Consider the following 18,098-nt stretch of genomic DNA (forward strand, 5'->3'; position numbering starts at 1 on the left):
TGATAAAAAAACAAAACCCCGCCGGAGCGGGGTTTATCTATCGTGCGGCGGCGCCGGCAACGACTCAGTTTTATCAGATTACTCGCTTATTTGCGTACGCGTGAGTCTTTTATGATAAAAAAACAAAACCCCGCCGGAGCGGGATTTATCTATCGTGCGGCGGCGCCGGCAACGATTCAGTTTTATCAGATTACTCGCTTATTTGCGTACGCGTGAGTCTTTTATGATAAAAAAAACAAAACCCCGCCGAAGCGGGGTTTATCTATCGTGCGGCGGCGCCGGCAACGACTCAGTTTTATCAGATTACTCGCTTATTTGCGTACGCGTGAGCTCTTTTTAAATTATTAAATATCCTACTCACCATGATTATTCCTGATGTCATTATGTTACAAGAAATAAACCATCTTCAATTTCAACGGCAGCCGTTTCAGCGATCCATGCTCAGCTTTATATCCAGCATCGCCAGGCATCCACCAATAAATCCCTCCGCCGTTTGCATCTCTTTACGTATCGTACCGTCTGAACACTTCCTTTTCAGGGCAATCTTGCGCAGGGATATGCCATAAACATGGTGGGCAATGATGAGATCGAACTCTTCGGGTTTGTATTTCTTCAATCTGCCCACGCAACCGTCGATCACCAGGCCGTCATCATCGCAGCAGGAAAGCTCGCCATTCGATTTATAGGACAACAGCCCTTTGAACCCGGCGGCAATGGGGGAATAATCAATGCCGCTGTTATCCCTGGCCCATACGCCCCATCGCTCCAACACTTCATTCATATCTCTCATGCTTCCACCTCCTTTGGGCGTTTGCCACATCGCCAGGGCTCCATGTCGCTTACCGACGTCGGTCGAGCCGTTGTGCTGCTCGGCGTGCTCGCCGGGGGATGTCGCACTAAGTACTGTATAAATAAACAGTATTAAGTATACCCAGAGGTATCTTTTTTTCAATAGCGAAAAGCCATTTACCTGCAGGTAAATTTAGGTACGATGGCCTGATGAAAAACGAGCAAAAAATGCACCTGCAGGAGATGCGGCGAGAGCGCCTGATCATCCTGATCGATAACCTCGGCATCGGGGGCCAAAAGCGCCTTGCCGAGGCGCTCGGCATTGCCGCAGACTATGTCTCTCGCCTGCTCTACCCGCCAGGCAAGAAAGGAAAAAAAGGCATCAGTGGCGATATGGCGCGAAGGATTGAACAGTACTTCGCCGTGCAAATCGGCTGGCTGGACGGCCTGGAGCAAACCGGACAGCGCCCCGTCAGGCAGAAAGCCGCTCAGGCCTTGGGTAAAACGCTGCCGCTGCTGGCGTGGACATTGCCGTTGTCTCACGAACAGATGAACAAAAGGACGACCGTCCACTACCCGGCGATGGTGCAGTGCAGCACGCAGGCCTACTGGCTACCCGTACGGGATGACACGATGAGCGGCTCTGCCGGCGCCAATTACCCGAAGGGCGCCTTGATACTTGTCGAACCCGTTACTGCCGGCATAACCGAGCTCGTGTCCGGCGACAAGGTGATAGCGAAACGCAGCGACAACGCCGAGCTCACCTTTAAAAGGTACGTCGAGGAGGCCGGGCATCGATGGCTTAAGGGGATTATGCCGGGTTGCCCGGCGCTGAATGCCGATGAGTACGCGATTATCGGGGTGGTGCTTGGCGCCTGGCTGCCTTAGCCGCGTTGCGAACCGCATAAAGCAAAAAACCGCCAACCTTGCGGCTGACGGTTTTTTGGCACTCAGGGTGCCGATACTGCTTTATCATGGTGCCGGCTACCGGAATCGAACTGGTGACCTACTGATTACAAGTCAGTTGCTCTACCTACTGAGCTAAGCCGGCTGAATTTGGCGGAAGGACAGAGATTCGAACTCTGGGAGCTGTTACACTCGACGGTTTTCAAGACCGTTGCCTTAAACCACTCGGCCATCCTTCCAATGGGCGCTGATATTAGCGATACCGTTATGAAATGTCTATCGTTTTGATGCAAAAAAATGGCATGGGCGGCGCAGTTGCCTAAACTTCAGGCCTTAAACGCCTAAAAAATGAAAAGCCCCGCGCAAGCGAGGCTTTTTTGGTCGGCCGAAACGCGATTATTTCGGCTGAGAATCGTAGTCTGAACAGGTTTGATAGCCCTTGTTCATGACATGGCCCGTGTCGTTGTAGCTGACAAAGTACGTCTGCACCTTGCCGTCGCGCGGCGCCACCGCATAGGTGTCGCAGGTGCCCTGCGCATGGATCAGCGTGGCGGACGTCGACGGCGGACCGGCGATAGCCCGCACCTGCTGCTTGGTCATCCCTACTTTGACATCGCTGACCACCGGCTCATTGACATAACTGGCTGCGCGATCATAGGTGGTGCAACCGGCAAGAATGGAAAATACCGCCGCGGTGCCGACGGCCAAAACCAACTTCTTCGTCATAGCTTGTCCTCTTGGAGTGCATTTGTTGTTCCCTAAGTCTAGAAGCGGGAAGGCTTTTCTACAAATTCCCCTTTGTCGATCGGTGCGCTTTTGCACTCAAGAGGCCATCGCCGGCGTGCCAGCAGATTCAAAAACCGAAATCGCTCAGCGCTGGAACATCGTCCGGGCGCCGGCCGAGCGGCCAATGAAAACGCCGATCCTGTTCGCGAATCGGCATGTCGTTGATGCAGGCATGACGGTTGATCATCAGCCCCTCCTGATTGAACTCCCAGTTTTCATTGCCGAAGCTGCGATACCAGTTGCCGGAATCGTCGCGCCATTCATAGGCGAAACGCACCGCGATGCGCGCGCCGTCAAACGCCCACAGCTCCTTAATCAGCCGATACTCCAGTTCTTTCGCCCATTTGCGTTGCAAAAAGCCGACCACCGCCGCGCGGCCGTCGACAAACTCCGCGCGGTTACGCCAGTGGGTATCGAGGGAATACACCTGCGATACGCGTTCGGGATCGCGACTGTTCCAGGCATCCTCCGCCAGCCGCACCTTCTCGATGGCGGATTCGCGGGTAAAAGGCGGCAATGGGGGTTTAATGCTCATGTTCATCTCCTGAGTGAAGGCATGTAGACAACTCTGTCTACACCTTTACGCTAGCGCAAGTAGACAGAGTTGTCTACAATCACTCGAAAATAGCCCCGGAGAAAATGATGACCGCCGATCTCAACGCCTTGCCCGCCCGCCAGCGCATCCTGCTGACGGCGCACGATCTGTTTTATCAAGAAGGGATCCGCGCCACCGGTATCGATCGCATCATCAAGGAATCGGGCGTGACCAAAGTGACCTTCTACCGCCACTTTCCCAGCAAGAACGATTTGATTACGGCGTTTTTGACCTATCGCCATCAGCAGTGGCTCAGCTGGTTCAGCACATCACTGGCCCGCCATGTGGCGCAGACCGGCGGGTTGCTGCCGGCGCTGGCGCCCTGCCTGGCGGAATGGTTCGACGATCCGCGCTTTCGCGGCTGCGCGTTTATCAATACTGCGGTGGAGATAGCCGATCTGCTGCCGGAAAGCCTGCACATCGCCGGCCGGCATAAGCGGCAGATGGCGGATGAACTGGCGCGCCACCTGCCCGCCGGGCCGCAGCGGGAACAGCGGGCGGCAATGCTGGCGATGCTGATCGACGGCGCCATCGTCAGAGTGCAGATAGAGCGGCAACCGCAGGCCGCGCTGCAGGTGCTGAATGCCGCGTTGAACATGTTGGCGCTAGGCGGGTTCGATCAGTAATTGGCCCAGATGCCCGGCGTCACCAGCTCCAGCAGGTGGGCGTCGGGGTCGCGAAAATAAATGCTCTCCCCGCCGTGTTCCCAACGCATTCGCCCCTCAATCTCCACGCCGTTGGCCACCAGATGCCGTTCCCAGTGCGGCAGTTGCTCTTTCGCCACCGCCAGCCCGATATGCGCCGGCCCCACGCCATCGTGCGCGGGAATAAACCCGGTCGGATACTGCGCCCCGCGCAGCGAATCGCCCTCGATAAACAGCAACAGTACGCTCCGATCGCCGACGTTATAGGCGCGAAACCGTTCATTGGCGACCATTGCCGGCAGCTTCAGCACCTGCCGGTAAAAAGCGTCCGCGCGTTCAATGTCGCTGACGTACAGCACCGTTTCGATCACCTTATCGATCTTGAGTTCCATATCACCTCCGTTCTGTTTGCTGTACTGACAGCGTAGGCCGAGCGGAGGCGATCCGAAGCGCTTCCCATGCCGACAACGGATCAATCCGTGCTTTTTACCGGCAAAAAAAACGCGGCCCGAAGGCCGCGCTGTGTCATTCACACGCTGGTGCTTAGAACTGGTAAACCAGGCCCACGGCAACCACGTTGTCGGTGTTGATGCCGGCAGCGTCGGTGAAATCGTTGTTGTCCACCAGGTTGATTTTGTAATCAACATAGGTAGACATGTTTTTGTTGAAGAAGTAGGTCGCACCCAGGTCGACGAATTTGACCAGATCTTGATCGCCGTAGTCCTTGCCGTTGCCGGCGCGGCCCAGGTCTTTACCTTTGGTCTGGTTATAGCCCACGAACGGACGCAGACCGAAGTCGAACTGGTAGTGCGCGTAGGCTTCGAAGCTCTGCGCCTTGTTGGCGTAGCCATAAACGCTGCTGTCGGAACTGCCGAAACGCGCCGCGTTGTAGGACTGGGTGAACATCACCGCCAGGTAAACGTCGTTGGCGTCATATTTCAGACCGCCGGAGTAACCTTCCGCCTTGTCGCCGCGACCCATAATATTGCGGTACGCGCCGGCGCCGTTCTGCTCGCTGGTGCGGCGAGAGTTGAAGAAGGCGCCCGCGGCGCTGATGCCGTAGCCCATGTCATAGCTCATGGACATACCGTAGCCTTCGCCGTTTTGGCCCAGGACGTCACGACCGTTGTTGGTCTCTTCGCCGTTGCCGTTTTTACCCTGGTACTGCAGGGCAAAGTTCAGGCCGTCAACCAGACCGAAGAAGTCGTTGTTACGGTAGGTCGCCAGGCCGCTGGAACGCTGGAACATGAACTGGTCGGCGCCGTAGGTCATACCGTCGAACTCAGGCTGCAAGTCGGTATACGCCGCGACGTCATACAGCACGCCGGTGTTACGGCCGTAGTCGAAGGAACCATAGTCGCCGAATTTCAGACCGGCGAAGCCGTAACGGGTGAAGTTCTTGTTGTCCTGGTTTTCAGCGTGGTTCAGGTTCGCCTGATATTCCCACTGGCCGTACCCGGTCAACTGATCGCTGATTTGCGTTTCGCCGCGCAGGCCAAAACGCATATAAGACTGATCGCCGTCCACGCCGTTGTTGCTGGAGAAATAGTGAAGACCGTCGACTTTACCGTACAAATCCAGTTTATTACCGTCTTTGTTGTAGATTTCCGCCGCGCCTGCTGTGCCTGCAACCAGCAGTGCGGGTACCATCAGAGAGAGTACTCGAAGTTTCATCGTTATTATCCTCGTTAATTATGTCGAGCTACGGCCACTGCCCTTTTCGAGCATTATTAGCACGACTGTGCATTACCATTCTGGTAACAAGGGTTATATTAATCCAGAAAGAAAATGATACCAAGTATCCGATAGTGTTTCAGTGTAATTAATAAAGGTTTCAAAATGTAAATACGCGCGAACTTTCACAAAACCTTACAGACAAACAAAATAAAGCACTTAAAGACAAAGAATAGATTAATTGATAAAAAATCATGTAGTTATACATATCTTTAAGAAAAAAAAGCCAACCATACAATTGAGACGGGCAATAAGCACATTGTGCCAAAACTCTCCCCACACGCAGCCGCTATAATCACTTCGCTATCATCATTATTTTCATTATTACCTTCATTATCGGAAGATAATTTCTGCATTCCTTTTAACCGGCTTCTGGCCGGTTTTTTATTTCCCTCCATACTCCCCTCACAATTTCGACTCGCACAAATAGCAAGCAAATAAATAACCCAATGATATAGTTTCACTAATTTACCGCCGCACTAATTGCTAATCTTTTTCCTTATTTTAGCCTGCAAATTGAGCTTGCTTTTCATTTCGTGCTTTATCTTGCCGATTATTTCCCGCCGCAGGCACAATTAGCCGCAGAGTTTCAGTTCTGGTAATCTGAAAAAAGCGCACCTTCAGCGAGTAAAATTCATGATGCCCTTTCAACCCGACGTGCTGTGGCGGCGGCTGCAAAGTTCCCCCTTCCGCGCTCGCTTCCGTTTAAATGCCAAAGACCAAGCTTATCTGGAGGGCAAGGGATTACCCCTTATCCTCAGCCATGCCCGCGATTTTATCGATCGCCGCCTGGCCGCCGCCCACCCTAAAAACGACGGCAAGCAAACGCCGATGCGTGGCCACCCGGTGTTCGTCGCCCAGCACGCCACCGCCACCTGCTGCCGCGGCTGCCTGGAAAAGTGGCACGGCATACCGCAGGGCGTCGCACTGGACGAGCGGCAAAAGGACTATATTGTCCAGGCTATCGCGCTGTGGCTGGTGCGCAGAGGCGGCGCCAGGGATATGTCAGGCACGAATATTTTCGACCCGGATCGCTGATTGTGATAAAAACTGTCGGTAACTTTCACCATTCTTTTGACCCAAGATCCTGACGCTTACATGACAGCCACCTTGTGCAATGAACAGCAAACGCCCGGCGTTCCTCAACAGATCGCCACCCGTCTGGCCTTTTTCGTCGCCGGTCTCGGCATGGCCGCCTGGGCGCCGTTGGTCCCCTTCGCCAAAGCGCGCATCGGCATCGACGACGGCTCGCTCGGCCTGTTGCTGCTCTGTATCGGCGCCGGCTCCATGCTGGCGATGCCGCTGACCGGTTTCCTGACCGGCAAATTGGGCTGCAGCTCGGTGATCTTGATGGCGGGGCTGGGATTGTGCATCGATCTGCCGCTGCTGGCGCTGATGGACTCTCTCGGCGGCATGGCCGTGGCGCTGCTGCTGTTCGGTGCGGCGATCGGCATGATCGACGTAGCGATGAACGTTCAGGCGGTGATCGTCGAACGCGCCAGCGGCAAGGCGATGATGTCCGGCTTTCACGGTTTCTTCAGCATCGGCGGCATTGCCGGCGCCGGCGGCGTCAGCGCGCTGTTGTGGCTGGGGCTGACGCCACTGCAATCCACCCTGCTTACCGTACTGGCGGTGATAGTGCTGCTGGCGCTCGCCAGCCGCCATCTGCTGCGTGAGAGCGGCGCCGACGACGACGGGCCGATGTTCGTCTTGCCGCGCGGCTGGGTGATGTTCATCGGCATTCTTTGCTTCATCATGTTCCTGGCGGAAGGATCGATGCTCGACTGGAGCGCGCTGTTCCTCACCACATTGCGCGGCGTCGAACACAGCCAGGCCGGTCTGGGTTATGCGCTGTTTTCCATCACCATGACGCTCGGCCGGCTCAATGGCGATCGGGTGGTGAACTCGCTGGGCCGCTACCGGGTGTTGCTGCTGGGCAGCCTGTGCGCCGCTCTCGGCCTGAGTCTGGCCATCGCCTTCAATCACGCCACCGTGTCGCTGGTCGGTTTCATGCTGGTCGGCCTGGGCGCCTCGAACGTGGTGCCGATCCTGTTCAGCGCTGCAGGCAACCAGCGCGACATGCCGGCCAATTTGGCGATCGCCTCCGTCACCACCGTCGGCTATGCCGGTATTCTGGCCGGCCCGGCTCTGATCGGCTTCATCGCTCAGTTTTCCAGCCTGACGGTGGCCTTCGCCTGCGTAGCCGCTCTGCTGTTGGCGGTGGCCGCCAGCGCCAGGGCCGTCACTCGCTGATTCAGGAATGCGCAGCCACTATGCAAAATAAACAATTGACCATCAGCTCCAGCAACATTACCCGCTGCTTCCTGCTGTTTATCGTGCTGCTGACGATCGGCATCGGCCTGTATGGCTACAACTACACCAACGCCTGGCTGGCGGAAAAAAAGTACGCGCTGAACAGCATTGCCGGTTCGCTGCAAAAGCGCATCGATACCTACCGCTATATGACCTATCAGGTCTATGACAAATTTGGCAATGCGCCGGCGCAGAATGTCGATCCCGGTTTGCAGGAAACCCGCCTGCGGCCCGACGTCTATTATATCGAGAAACCGCACAAGAAAACCGACGCGGTGATCTTCGGCAGCCATGACGAGAGCACGCTGGCGATGATCGCCAACATCTCGGACTACCTGGACACCCGCTGGGGCGCCAAGACCGAAAACTACGCCATGTATTACCTCAATGGTCAGGACAACAGCCTCAGCCTGATCACCACCCAGCCGCTCAAAGAGCTGGCTTCGCGCTTTCGGGAAAGCTACCTGACCACCTCGGCGGACGAACGCCGCGCCGAGATGCTGCAGCAGGCCAATATGCTCGACGAGCGCGAGAGCTTTTCCGATCTGCGCAAGCAGCGCTTCCAGAACGCCTATTCGTTCTCGATTCGCACCACTTTCAATCAGCCAGGGCATCTGGCGACGGTGATCGCCTTCGACTTGCCGATCAACGACATCATTCCGGCCAATCTGGCCCGCGCCAATTTCCTGCTGCAGCCGGACGATGTCGATCTCGACGACAGCACCATCCCGGCGGAAACCGTCCTCGGCACCCATGCGACGATGAGCGGCGGCTGGGTGGAGTTCAGCGCCGCCCTGCCCAATGCGCCGCTGAAGGTGGTGTATCGCGTTTCGGCCATCAATCTGGCCATCGACCTGCTGCGCAACAACATCTGGCTGATCGCGGTCAACTTGCTGCTGCTGGCGCTGTCGATGCTGAGCATCTACTTTATCCGCCGCCAGTACATTCGCCCGAGCGAAAACATGGCGGTGGAACTGGAGGCCGAGCGCGCGCTGAATCAGGAAATCGTCTCCAGCCTGCCTTCCGGCCTGCTGGTCTACAGCTTCGCCAACAATGCGGTGATCGCCAGCAATAAAATCGCCGAGCACCTGTTGCCGCACCTCAGTCTGCAAAAGATCGCCCATATGGCCGAACAGCATCACGGGGTGATCCAGGCGACGGTCAACAACGAGGTGTATGAAATCCGCATCTTCCGCAGCCAGCTGTCGCCGGACACCTACCTGTTCCTGATGCACGATCAGGATAAAGAGGTGATGGTGAACAAGCGGCTGCAGCAGGCACGGCGCGAATACGACAAAAACGTTCAGGCGCGCAAGCTGATGCTGCACAACCTGGGCATTGAGCTGAATCAGCCGGTACGCCAGATGCACGATCTGGTCGATCGTCTGCACGGCCGGCCGGATGAGGAACAGCAGCAGGCGCTGCTGGGCCAGCTGACGGCGGCGTCGGCTTCGGTGCTGGAATTGATCGATAACATCACCCTGCTGACCCGACTGGAAACCCAGGACTGGCAACCCTCGCGCGAGCCGTTTAGCCCGACGGCGATGATCGACGAGTTGCTGTTGGAGGCCCTGCCCGCCCTTAATCAGAAGGGGCTGGCGCTGTTCAAGCATTTCCAGCTGGACGTCGAGCAGAACTATATCGGCGACGCCAACGCGCTGCGCAAGGTGATCTCGCTGCTGGTGCATTACGCCATTATCACCACCGCCTGCGGCAAGATTTCCCTGGTTGTCGACCATGAGCCAGAGCACCCGGATCGCCTGATTTTCCAAATCAACGACACCGGCTCCGGCATCTCCAACGAAGAGATCAGCAACCTCAACTATCCGTTCCTCAGCCAGACGCTGGTGGACCGCTTCAACCACGGTTCCGGCCTCACCTTCTTCCTGTGCAATCAGCTGTGCAAGAAGCTTAACGGCCAGTTGGACATTCGCAGCAAGGTGGATATCGGCACTCGCTACACCATTCGCGTCGCCATGGAGATGGAGAAAAAAGAGCCGCAGGAGCAGGAAAAACTGCTCGACGGCGTCACCGCCCTGCTGGACGTCACGTCGGATGAAGTGCGCGGCATCGTGACCCGTCTGCTGCAGGCCTACGGCGCCGACTGCCTCGTCGCCGACGATCGCGCGGTCAATCGCGATTATGACGTGCTGCTGACCGATAACCCGCAGCGAGCCGATGATTACACCCTGCTGCTGGCGACCGATGAGCCGGGTTGGCAAGCGCTGGATAAACGCTACATTCGGGTGAACTACAACCTGAACGGCGCATTAATCGACGCCGTGCTGATACTGATCGAACAGCAAATGGCCGCGCTGGAACAGGAAGAAAGCCCGCTTTCATTGAGTTCAGAAGATATCCAACTCTATGAAAAACAATTGAAATCAAGTGATTACTATGGGCTGTTTGTCGATACAGTACCCGACGATGTCAAAAAACTGTATACTGAGGCGGGCAGCAGTGATTTCAATGCGCTGTCACAAACCGCACATCGCCTGAAAGGCGTGTTTGCCATGTTAAATCTGCTTCCCGGCAAGCAGCTGTGCGAATCGTTAGAACAGCGCATCGCAGAAGGTGATGCGCCCGAGATCGAGAATAACATCAGTCAGATTGATTTTTTCGTCAGCAGACTGCTGAAGCAAGGTAGCCAACAACATGAATAACCTGAACGTAATTATTGCTGATGACCATCCTATCGTACTGTTTGGCATCCGGAAGTCACTTGAGCAAATTGAATGGGTGAATGTCGTTGGGGAGTTCGAAGACTCAACCGCACTGATCAACAATCTGTCCAAGCTGGACGCCAACGTGCTGATCACCGATCTGTCGATGCCGGGTGACAAGTATGGCGACGGCATCACGCTGATTAAGTACATCAAGCGTCACTATCCGCAGTTGTCGATCATCGTGCTGACCATGAACAACAACCCGGCGATCCTGAGCGCGGTATTGGATCTGGATATCGAAGGCATCGTGCTGAAACAAGGCGCGCCTACCGATCTGCCGAAGGCGCTGGCCGCCCTGCAGAAAGGCAAGAAGTTCACGCCGGAAAGCGTCTCTAAACTGCTGGAGAAGATCAGCGCCAGCGGCTATGGCGACAAACGCCTGTCGCCGAAAGAGAGCGAAGTGCTGCGCCTGTTCGCCGAAGGTTTCCTGGTGACCGAGATCGCCAAGAAGCTCAACCGCAGTATCAAAACCATCAGCAGCCAGAAGAAATCGGCGATGATGAAGCTGGGCGTCGAGAACGACATCGCCCTGCTCAACTACCTCTCCTCCGTCAGCATGACGCCGTTGGACAAAGACTAACGCCTGACTCACGGCAGGTTAACGCCAAACAGGCACGGCATTCGCCGTGCCTGTTTGCTTTTCAAGCCTCGCTGCGGCTGTAGCGCACCTGCTGGCTGTAGTAAGCCAACGTCTGTTCCAGCGTCTCCAGCGTGACCGGTTTCGACAGGCAATTATCCATACCCGCCTCGAGGCAACGCTGCCTCTCTTCCGCCAGCGCGTTCGCCGTCACGCCGATCACCGGCGCGCTGAACTGCATCTGCCGCAGCGCCTGCGTCAGACGATAACCGTCCATATTCGGCATATTGACGTCGGTCAGTACAATATCGACGCGATGCTGTTTCAGCACGCCGAGCGCGTCGACGCCGTCGTTGGCGGTCACCACCTGATATCCCAGCGATCCCAGCTGATCGGACAACAGGCGACGGTTGATCGGATGATCGTCGACCACCAGCAGATGAATATCGCCGTTGTCCGCCGCGCTGGCCTTGGCGGGCACCGGCAGCTGCACCAGCGCCTCTGCCGCGCCGCTGCCGACGCCGAACAACCGGTTGAGCAAGGTCAGCATTTCACGCGGCGTGGAGGTGCTGTGCATCCAATAGCCCGGCCGGGTTTCCTGTGATGGGCCAATATGCTCGGTGGAGAATTGGATCTGAGCCAGCAGCGGCGCATCCAGCATCCGCGGATGATCGCTGAGCAGCACCTCTCCCGCGGCGGTCTCCTGCCCGTCATAGCGCTGGATATCGGCGCCGTAGCCGCCCAGGATCGCCATCAGGTAGCTTTCCAGCCGCTGATTGCGGATATCCAGCCACAGCCGACGCCCCTGCCAGGTATCGCTGGCCTGCGGGATAGGGAACTGGGCGTTAAACAATGGAATGCGAATGCTGAACAAGCTGCCCAGGCCCGGCTCGGACTCGACGGAGACGTCGCCGTCCATCAGATTGACCAATTTCTCGCAGATCGCCAATCCCAGGCCGGTGCCCTGGAAATGACGCTGCACGCCGGTCCCCACTTGGAAGAACGGATCGAACAGGCGCGAAATCTCCTTCTCCGGGATGCCGACGCCGGTATCGCGCACGCTGAACTCCAGGTAGCTGCCGCGGGTGCAGACCTGCAGCACGATACAGCCGGTATCGGTGAACTTGATGGCGTTGTTCACCAGGTTGGAGAGCACCTGCTGCAGCCGCACCGGATCGCCGAAGATGCGCTCCGGCACGTTCTGTTCGATAAAGCAGTACAGCCCCAGACGTTTCTTGACCACCAGCGGCAAATAGTTGCCGGCGATATGGGTGATCACCTCCAGACAGGAGAACTCGCGCGGTTCAATCTTCAACTGCTCGGACTCGATTTTGGAGAAATCGAGGATGTCGCTGATGATTTTCAGCAGCAGGCCGGAAGAGTTGTTCATCGCATTGACCAGCCGATCGACCCCTTGCGGCAACGCCTTGGTTTGCAGCAGATCAAGGTTGCCGATAATGCCGTACAGCGGCGTGCGCAGCTCATGGCTGACGGTGGCCAGGAACATCGATTTCGACTGGCTGGCCTGCTCCGCCGCCGCCGCCATCTCCTGCAGCGACTCTTCCATCTTCACGCGCGCGCTGACGTCCACCAACACGCAAATCGCCACCTCTTCGTTACGGTAGCGCGAATGGACAAAGCTGATCTGCAGGTTGTTGTTGTTGCTGGTCATCACATCGACGAAATTCGCCTGCTGTTCGCAAATGATGCGCGTTATGCGATCGCGGTCTTCGTGGGTCAACAGGTTGATGTAGTTATGCGCCAGCTCGTTACTCAAAATATTGGTGCCGTCGCTGATGCGCAGGATACAGATGCCCACCGGCGCCGAAGCGACGATCTTGCGGTTGAACTGCTCGTGCTCTTCCAGGCGAAACGCGTTGTCCTCCGCCGGCAGGAACATCTTGCGCTCAAACAGCCACGCCAGCGTGAACAGCACGATGGCCGACAACAGGTTCAGCAACAGCGCGTTGAGGATCAGCATTTTGAAGCGTTCCACCACGCTTTTCACCGGCAGCGCATAGACGATGCTCAGCGAAGAAGGCGGCAGCGCTTTCTTCAGGATCAGGTCGCGGTAATTGTCGACATAACCGAAGTAGGCATGCTCTTCGGGGTAGCTGTTGAGCGCAGCGGCATAGCGTTCGCCATCCGCCAGGCGCAGCACCGGCTCGTTGTTCTCATCCAGCAGCGTGACACCGATCGGCAGGTTGCCGGCGGTAACGAAATCTTCCAGCCGAACGGTTTGCTCGATGCCCAGCAACGCTTCCAGCTTGTTGCCGATATAGAGAGGCGTCAGCACGTACAGATAACCGACGTCCGGCCGCTGCGCGCTGGGGCTGATCCAATACAGGTTGTTGTCTTTGTCGAGATTCTTGGCGTTGCGGTATTTCAGAATGCGCTCGTGCAGCAACTTCAGCATGTTTTCCCGATTGGCGCTCGCGTTGCCGCCGCCGAACTCCGCCATACACAGGCTGTCGCCGCCGATGAAGAACACCCGGTTGAGATCGTAGGCCGCCACGAAGTTCTCTTTCCAATACTGGATCAGGCCGCTCAGCGAATCGAGTGAACTGCGATAAGTGGTGCTCAGCGCGCAGTTGGACTCCGGGTACAGCGGAAAGAATTGCGGCGGGCTGCCCTTGCCGGGGATCACGCCGCTGAACATGTCCAGGCCGCTGACCGAACCGTTGAGGCGGTTTTCCGCCATATACTTGATGTCGCGAATGATGTCAGCGGAGTGGCGGATGTAGCCCTGCGCCTGGTCGAAGTTGAGGTTGTACTCCTGCCGGATGTCCGATTCTTTCTGATGCAGGATATTCAGAATATAAAAGGTGGTGAGCAGCGCACCCAACGACCACAGCAAAATCGCCAGTACCCGGAACAGATAGCGGGATATCTTCAGCGTAGTTCGGAAAGAGGCTAAGTATTTCAATCGGATACCATACGAAAGTCAGTGGCGGCGCACGCTGTCGCCGGCGCGGCGGCCGGCGGCTCGGTGCGCCAATTAAACCATATAACTGAAAAAGGGCCTAGCATCGCTGCCAGACCCTTTTGTCTCAGTGCATCATGGTGCCGGCATGCCGACGCCCTTTGCTTTAAACGTTGTCGTCATCCATCGGCTCAGCCGCGTCGTCGCCATCGTCCAGCGGCGTGGTGTCTTCTTCCACCGCTTCCGCGCCCGGCTCCAGGCTGTCCAGCTCTTCGTCTTCCACCGGCTCGGCCACGCGCTGCAGACCGACGACGTTTTCGTCTTCCGCCGTACGGATCAGCGTCACGCCCTGGGTGTTACGGCCCACCACGCTGACTTCCGAAACGCGGGTACGCACCAGCGTGCCGGCATCGGTGATCATCATGATCTGGTCGCTGGTTTCCACCTGCACGGCGCCGACCACCTGGCCATTACGCTCGCTCACCTTGATGGAGATAACCCCCTGGGTGGCGCGCGACTTGGTCGGATACTCGGTCACCGCGGTACGTTTACCGAAGCCGTTTTGCGTGACGGTCAGGATGTCGCCTTCGCCGCGCGGCACAATCAGCGAGATCACGCTGTCGCCTTCGCCGAGGTTGATGCCGCGCACGCCGGTCGCGGTACGGCCCATCGAACGCACCTGCGTTTCCGGGAAGCGCACCACTTTACCGTTGGCGGAGAACAGCATCACTTCGTTGCTGCCGTCGGTCAGATCGACACCGATCAGCTCGTCGCCCTCGTTGAGGTTGACGGCGATGATGCCGGCGCTGCGTGGGCGGCTGAACTCGGTCAGCGCGGTTTTCTTCACGGTACCGCTGGCGGTGGCCATGAACACGTGGCGCCCTTCTTCATACTCGCGCACCGGCAGAATGGCGGTGATACGCTCATCGGCTTCCAGCGGCAGCAGGTTGACGATTGGGCGACCGCGCGCGCCGCGGCTGGCTTCAGGCAGTTGGTACACCTTCATCCAGTACAGGCGGCCACGGCTGGAGAAGCACAGGATCGTATCGTGGGTGTTGGCCACCAGCAGACGATCGATAAAGTCTTCTTCTTTGATACGCGCCGCAGACTTGCCTTTGCCACCGCGGCGCTGCGCTTCATAGTCGGACAGCGGCTGATACTTCACGTAGCCCTGGTGAGACAGGGTCACCACCACGTCTTCCTGGTTGATCAGGTCTTCGATGTTGATGTCGGAAGTATTGGCGGTGATCTCGGTGCGGCGGCCGTCGTTGTACAGCTCTTTGACTGCCACCAGCTCTTCGCGGATCACTTCCATCAGGCGCTCTGGGCTTTCCAGGATAAAGATCAGCTCGGCGATAAAGTTGAGCAGCTCTTTATATTCGTCCAGCAGCTTCTCGTGCTCCAGGCCGGTCAGTTTCTGCAGGCGCAGATCCAGAATCGCCTGAGCCTGCTGCTCGGTCAGGTAGTACTTGCCGTCGCGGATGCCGAACTCCGGCTCCAGCCACTCAGGGCGGGCGGCGTCGTCACCGGCGCGTTCCAGCATGGCGCTGACGTTGCCCAGATCCCACGGCTGCGCCACCAGCGCGACTTTCGCTTCGGCCGGGGTCGGCGCACGGCGAATCAGCTCGATGATCGGATCGATGTTGGCCAGCGCGATAGCCAGCGCTTCCAGGATATGGGCGCGGTCGCGGGCCTTGCGCAGTTCGAAGATGGTGCGGCGCGTAACCACTTCGCGGCGGTGACGCACGAAGGCTTCGAGGATGTCTTTCAGGTTCAGCAGCTTAGGCTGGCCCTGATGCAGCGCGACCATGTTGATGCCGAAAGTGACCTGCAGTTGCGTCAGCGCATACAGGTTGTTCAGCACCACTTCGCCGACCGCGTCGCGTTTGACTTCGATCACGATGCGCATGCCGTCTTTATCGGACTCGTCGCGCAGCGCGCTGATGCCTTCCACGCGCTTTTCTTTCACCAGCTCGGCGATCTTCTCGATCAGACGCGCCTTGTTCACCTGATACGGGATCTCGTGAACGATGATGGTTTCGCGCCCGGTCTTGGCGTCGGCTTCCACTTCCGCGCGCGCGCGCAGGTAGACTTTGCCGCGCCCGGTGCGGTAGGCCTCTTCAATGCCGCGACGGCCGTTGATGATCGCCGCCGTCGGGAAGTCCGGCCCCGGGATGTGTTCCATCAGCCCTTCGATGCTGATGTTTTCATCGTCGATATAGGCCAGGCAGCCGTTGACGACTTCCGCCAGGTTGTGCGGCGGGATATTGGTGGCCATGCCCACGGCGATGCCCGACGAGCCGTTGACCAGCAGGTTCGGGATCTTGGTCGGCATGACGGCCGGGATCTGCTCGGTGCCATCATAGTTAGGCACGAAGTCGACGGTTTCTTTTTCCAGATCCGCCAACAGTTCGTGAGCAATCTTGGACATGCGCACTTCGGTATAACGCATCGCCGCAGCGGAGTCGCCGTCGACGGAGCCGAAGTTACCCTGACCGTCCACCAGCATGTAGCGCAGTGAAAACGGCTGAGCCATACGCACGATAGTGTCGTAAACCGCGCTGTCACCGTGCGGGTGATATTTACCGATCACGTCCCCGACGACACGGGCCGATTTCTTGTATGGTTTATTCCAGTCGTTACCCAATACGCTCATCGCGTACAGAACGCGGCGGTGAACCGGCTTCAGTCCATCACGAACATCTGGCAGCGCACGTCCGACAATAACGGACATCGCATAGTCCAGATACGAGTTTTTCAACTCGTCTTCGATGTTTACCGGTGTGATTTCTCTGGCAAGGTCGCTCATGGAGCTGCTATCCCTCTACTAATGATTCATCTGCCCGCTGCCATAGTGGCAAAGGTGTAAAACTATATCACAAAGCACGCTTTACGGGAAAATAACCGCCGCTGTTTCACGGAAATTGTGCAGATAAGTGCGCTAAAAACGCATCGGCACAGACGATGCCGCGCCGGAACATGTATAATCCGCGCAACGAGAACAAGGAGCCAGACAAGCCCATGAACGCAGAATCATCCAGCCGAGTGCAAAACGTTGACCACCAGGAAATCGCCAAGTTCGAGGCCGTCGCCTCCCGCTGGTGGGATCTGGAAGGCGAGTTCAAACCGCTGCACCGCATCAACCCGCTGCGCCTGAACTACATCATGCAACGCGCCGGCGGCATTTTTGACAAGCAGGTGCTCGACGTGGGCTGCGGCGGCGGCATTCTGGCGGAAAGCATGGCGCGCGAAGGCGCCAAGGTGACCGGGCTGGACATGGGCGCGGAGCCGCTGCAGGTCGCGCGGCTGCACGCGCTGGAAAGCGGCATGGACGTCACCTATGTGCAGGAGACGGTGGAAAGCCACGCTCAGGCCAACCCGCAACGCTACGACGTGGTCACCTGCATGGAGATGCTGGAGCACGTGCCGGATCCGGCCTCGGTGGTGCGCGCCTGCGCCCAGCTGGTGAAACCGGGCGGCCACGTGTTCTTCTCCACCATCAACCGCAACACCAAAGCCTGGCTGATGGCGGTGATCGGCGCGGAGTACGTGCTGAAGATGGTGCCGCAGGGCACCCACGATCATAAGAAGTTCATTCGCCCTTCCGAACTGATCGGCTGGGTCGACGGCACGCCACTGCGCGAAAAGCACATGATCGGCCTGCATTACAACCCGATCACCGATCATTTCAAGCTTGGGCGCAACGTTGACGTGAACTACATGGTGCACACCCAGCACGAAGGTTAAGCGCTGTAAACCGCGCCGGCCCTGCATTACCGGGGGGCGGCGCCGTTGGCGTATTCGGAAAAATACCTAATTTCCGCGATTTCGCTCAAAATACCCGTTGTAAACAGTTTTTTAGAATATTAAATCAGATCAATATGCCGTTTTTTTCTAACGTTTAATAAAGCGCCAAACGATCGATTTTTTCAGTTTTTCAGTAAAATCTGATCGCGCTTATTGACAAGCTTGTCGCGCCAGTCACGGCGCGCACTGCGAACGGCAAGTTACATTTCACCCCCAAGTTATCCACAAATTAGGCCGGTTTTGTTCACTTGCAAACGCCGTTTTTTCTCACTATCTTGTTACCTCACCGACATACAAC

Annotated in this window: 15 protein-coding genes and 2 tRNA genes; 7 read left to right on the forward strand and 10 right to left on the reverse strand. The window is 57.2% G+C overall.

Annotated elements, in window-relative coordinates; all coding sequences use genetic code 11:
• Positions 1-427: 427 nt before the first annotated feature.
• Positions 428-790 carry an antiterminator Q family protein gene (locus ACJ8MK_RS10120; RefSeq protein WP_019453679.1) on the reverse strand — a complete coding sequence of 121 codons (363 nt, stop codon included), beginning with the start codon at positions 788-790 and terminating at the stop codon, positions 428-430.
• Positions 791-999: 209 nt separating this feature from the next.
• Between ACJ8MK_RS10120 and ACJ8MK_RS10125 the strand changes: the two genes are divergently transcribed.
• The gene (locus ACJ8MK_RS10125) at positions 1,000-1,677 is read left to right on the forward strand and encodes a LexA family protein (protein WP_103829991.1); all 678 of its coding nucleotides are present in this window, start codon (positions 1,000-1,002) and stop codon (positions 1,675-1,677) included.
• Positions 1,678-1,764: 87 nt separating this feature from the next.
• Here the strand turns inward: ACJ8MK_RS10125 and ACJ8MK_RS10130 are convergent.
• The 4 genes from ACJ8MK_RS10130 to ACJ8MK_RS10145 form a co-directional block, all read right to left on the reverse strand.
• Positions 1,765-1,840: transfer RNA gene (locus tag ACJ8MK_RS10130), tRNA-Thr, on the reverse strand.
• 6 nt (positions 1,841-1,846) lie between these two features.
• A tRNA-Ser gene (locus tag ACJ8MK_RS10135) sits at positions 1,847-1,934 on the reverse strand.
• 157 nt (positions 1,935-2,091) lie between these two features.
• Positions 2,092-2,421, reverse strand: a complete 330-nt coding sequence (osmE, locus tag ACJ8MK_RS10140; RefSeq protein ID WP_033635291.1) for an osmotically-inducible lipoprotein OsmE — start codon at positions 2,419-2,421, stop codon at positions 2,092-2,094.
• Positions 2,422-2,548: 127 nt separating this feature from the next.
• Positions 2,549-3,016: a nuclear transport factor 2 family protein gene (locus tag ACJ8MK_RS10145; RefSeq protein WP_025303631.1), complete on the reverse strand. Its 468-nt coding sequence runs from the start codon at positions 3,014-3,016 to the stop codon at positions 2,549-2,551.
• Positions 3,017-3,123: 107 nt separating this feature from the next.
• Between ACJ8MK_RS10145 and ACJ8MK_RS10150 the strand changes: the two genes are divergently transcribed.
• The gene (locus ACJ8MK_RS10150; protein ID WP_060419148.1) at positions 3,124-3,702 is read left to right on the forward strand and encodes a TetR/AcrR family transcriptional regulator; all 579 of its coding nucleotides are present in this window, start codon (positions 3,124-3,126) and stop codon (positions 3,700-3,702) included.
• Here ACJ8MK_RS10150 and ACJ8MK_RS10155 read toward each other — a convergent pair.
• The 3 genes from ACJ8MK_RS10155 to ACJ8MK_RS10165 all read right to left on the reverse strand — a co-directional run bounded on the left by ACJ8MK_RS10155 (position 3,696) and on the right by ACJ8MK_RS10165 (position 5,852).
• Positions 3,696-4,112: a VOC family protein gene (locus tag ACJ8MK_RS10155; protein WP_033635296.1), complete on the reverse strand. Its 417-nt coding sequence runs from the start codon at positions 4,110-4,112 to the stop codon at positions 3,696-3,698. The genes ACJ8MK_RS10150 and ACJ8MK_RS10155 overlap by 7 nt on opposite strands.
• A gap of 151 nt (positions 4,113-4,263) precedes the next feature.
• Positions 4,264-5,394, reverse strand: a complete 1,131-nt coding sequence (gene ompC, locus ACJ8MK_RS10160) for a porin OmpC (protein WP_033635297.1) — start codon at positions 5,392-5,394, stop codon at positions 4,264-4,266.
• A gap of 272 nt (positions 5,395-5,666) precedes the next feature.
• Positions 5,667-5,852 (reverse strand): hypothetical protein, encoded by a 186-nt coding sequence (locus ACJ8MK_RS10165; RefSeq protein WP_140367559.1) that lies wholly within the window; start codon positions 5,850-5,852, stop codon positions 5,667-5,669.
• A 238-nt stretch (positions 5,853-6,090) separates the two neighbouring features.
• Between ACJ8MK_RS10165 and ACJ8MK_RS10170 the strand changes: the two genes are divergently transcribed.
• From ACJ8MK_RS10170 to rcsB, 4 genes are read left to right on the forward strand one after another with little or no spacing between them, the layout of a single operon-like run.
• Entirely contained in the window at positions 6,091-6,492 is a 402-nt protein-coding gene (locus ACJ8MK_RS10170) for a DUF4186 domain-containing protein (protein WP_103772899.1), read from the forward strand.
• Between the two features lie 60 nt (positions 6,493-6,552).
• Entirely contained in the window at positions 6,553-7,707 is a 1,155-nt protein-coding gene (locus ACJ8MK_RS10175; protein WP_442517721.1) for an MFS transporter, read from the forward strand.
• A 20-nt stretch (positions 7,708-7,727) separates the two neighbouring features.
• Positions 7,728-10,430, forward strand: coding sequence for a phosphotransferase RcsD (rcsD, locus tag ACJ8MK_RS10180; protein WP_033653782.1), 2,703 nt, complete (start codon positions 7,728-7,730; stop codon positions 10,428-10,430).
• Positions 10,423-11,073 carry a response regulator transcription factor RcsB gene (gene rcsB, locus ACJ8MK_RS10185; RefSeq protein ID WP_004935900.1) on the forward strand — a complete coding sequence of 217 codons (651 nt, stop codon included), beginning with the start codon at positions 10,423-10,425 and terminating at the stop codon, positions 11,071-11,073. Before rcsD ends, rcsB begins: the two co-directional genes overlap by 8 nt.
• 61 nt (positions 11,074-11,134) lie before the next feature.
• On the opposite strand, the gene rcsC is transcribed toward rcsB, so the two are convergent.
• On the reverse strand, positions 11,135-13,996 hold the full coding sequence (gene rcsC, locus ACJ8MK_RS10190) for a two-component system sensor histidine kinase RcsC (protein ID WP_442517722.1): 2,862 nt from the start codon (positions 13,994-13,996) through the stop codon (positions 11,135-11,137).
• 163 nt (positions 13,997-14,159) lie between these two features.
• A complete protein-coding gene (gene gyrA / locus ACJ8MK_RS10195; protein WP_004935906.1) occupies positions 14,160-16,802 on the reverse strand; it encodes a DNA topoisomerase (ATP-hydrolyzing) subunit A in 2,643 nt (880 codons plus the stop codon).
• Between the two features lie 212 nt (positions 16,803-17,014).
• Here gyrA and ubiG point away from each other — a divergent pair, with 212 nt between their 5' ends.
• Positions 17,015-17,740, forward strand: a complete 726-nt coding sequence (gene ubiG, locus ACJ8MK_RS10200) for a bifunctional 2-polyprenyl-6-hydroxyphenol methylase/3-demethylubiquinol 3-O-methyltransferase UbiG (RefSeq protein WP_004935909.1) — start codon at positions 17,015-17,017, stop codon at positions 17,738-17,740.
• Positions 17,741-18,098 lie beyond the last annotated feature (358 nt).

Origin of the sequence: Serratia sp. CY38905, assembly GCF_052168875.1 — a bacterium.
Lineage (GTDB): Bacteria > Pseudomonadota > Gammaproteobacteria > Enterobacterales > Enterobacteriaceae > Serratia > Serratia sarumanii.

Bases quoted from the DNA above. Each gene is read 5' to 3' on its own strand.
- ACJ8MK_RS10120 (WP_019453679.1), bottom strand. From the start codon at position 790: ATGAGAGATATGAATGAAGTGTTGGAGCGATGGGGCGTATGGGCCAGG.
- ACJ8MK_RS10125 (WP_103829991.1), top strand. From the start codon at position 1,000: ATGAAAAACGAGCAAAAAATGCACCTGCAGGAGATGCGGCGAGAGCGC.
- osmE (WP_033635291.1), bottom strand. From the start codon at position 2,421: ATGACGAAGAAGTTGGTTTTGGCCGTCGGCACCGCGGCGGTATTTTCC.
- ACJ8MK_RS10145 (WP_025303631.1), bottom strand. From the start codon at position 3,016: ATGAGCATTAAACCCCCATTGCCGCCTTTTACCCGCGAATCCGCCATC.
- ACJ8MK_RS10150 (WP_060419148.1), top strand. From the start codon at position 3,124: ATGACCGCCGATCTCAACGCCTTGCCCGCCCGCCAGCGCATCCTGCTG.
- ACJ8MK_RS10155 (WP_033635296.1), bottom strand. From the start codon at position 4,112: ATGGAACTCAAGATCGATAAGGTGATCGAAACGGTGCTGTACGTCAGC.
- ompC (WP_033635297.1), bottom strand. From the start codon at position 5,394: ATGAAACTTCGAGTACTCTCTCTGATGGTACCCGCACTGCTGGTTGCA.
- ACJ8MK_RS10165 (WP_140367559.1), bottom strand. From the start codon at position 5,852: ATGGAGGGAAATAAAAAACCGGCCAGAAGCCGGTTAAAAGGAATGCAG.
- ACJ8MK_RS10170 (WP_103772899.1), top strand. From the start codon at position 6,091: ATGATGCCCTTTCAACCCGACGTGCTGTGGCGGCGGCTGCAAAGTTCC.
- ACJ8MK_RS10175 (WP_442517721.1), top strand. From the start codon at position 6,553: ATGACAGCCACCTTGTGCAATGAACAGCAAACGCCCGGCGTTCCTCAA.
- rcsD (WP_033653782.1), top strand. From the start codon at position 7,728: ATGCAAAATAAACAATTGACCATCAGCTCCAGCAACATTACCCGCTGC.
- rcsB (WP_004935900.1), top strand. From the start codon at position 10,423: ATGAATAACCTGAACGTAATTATTGCTGATGACCATCCTATCGTACTG.
- gyrA (WP_004935906.1), bottom strand. From the start codon at position 16,802: ATGAGCGACCTTGCCAGAGAAATCACACCGGTAAACATCGAAGACGAG.
- ubiG (WP_004935909.1), top strand. From the start codon at position 17,015: ATGAACGCAGAATCATCCAGCCGAGTGCAAAACGTTGACCACCAGGAA.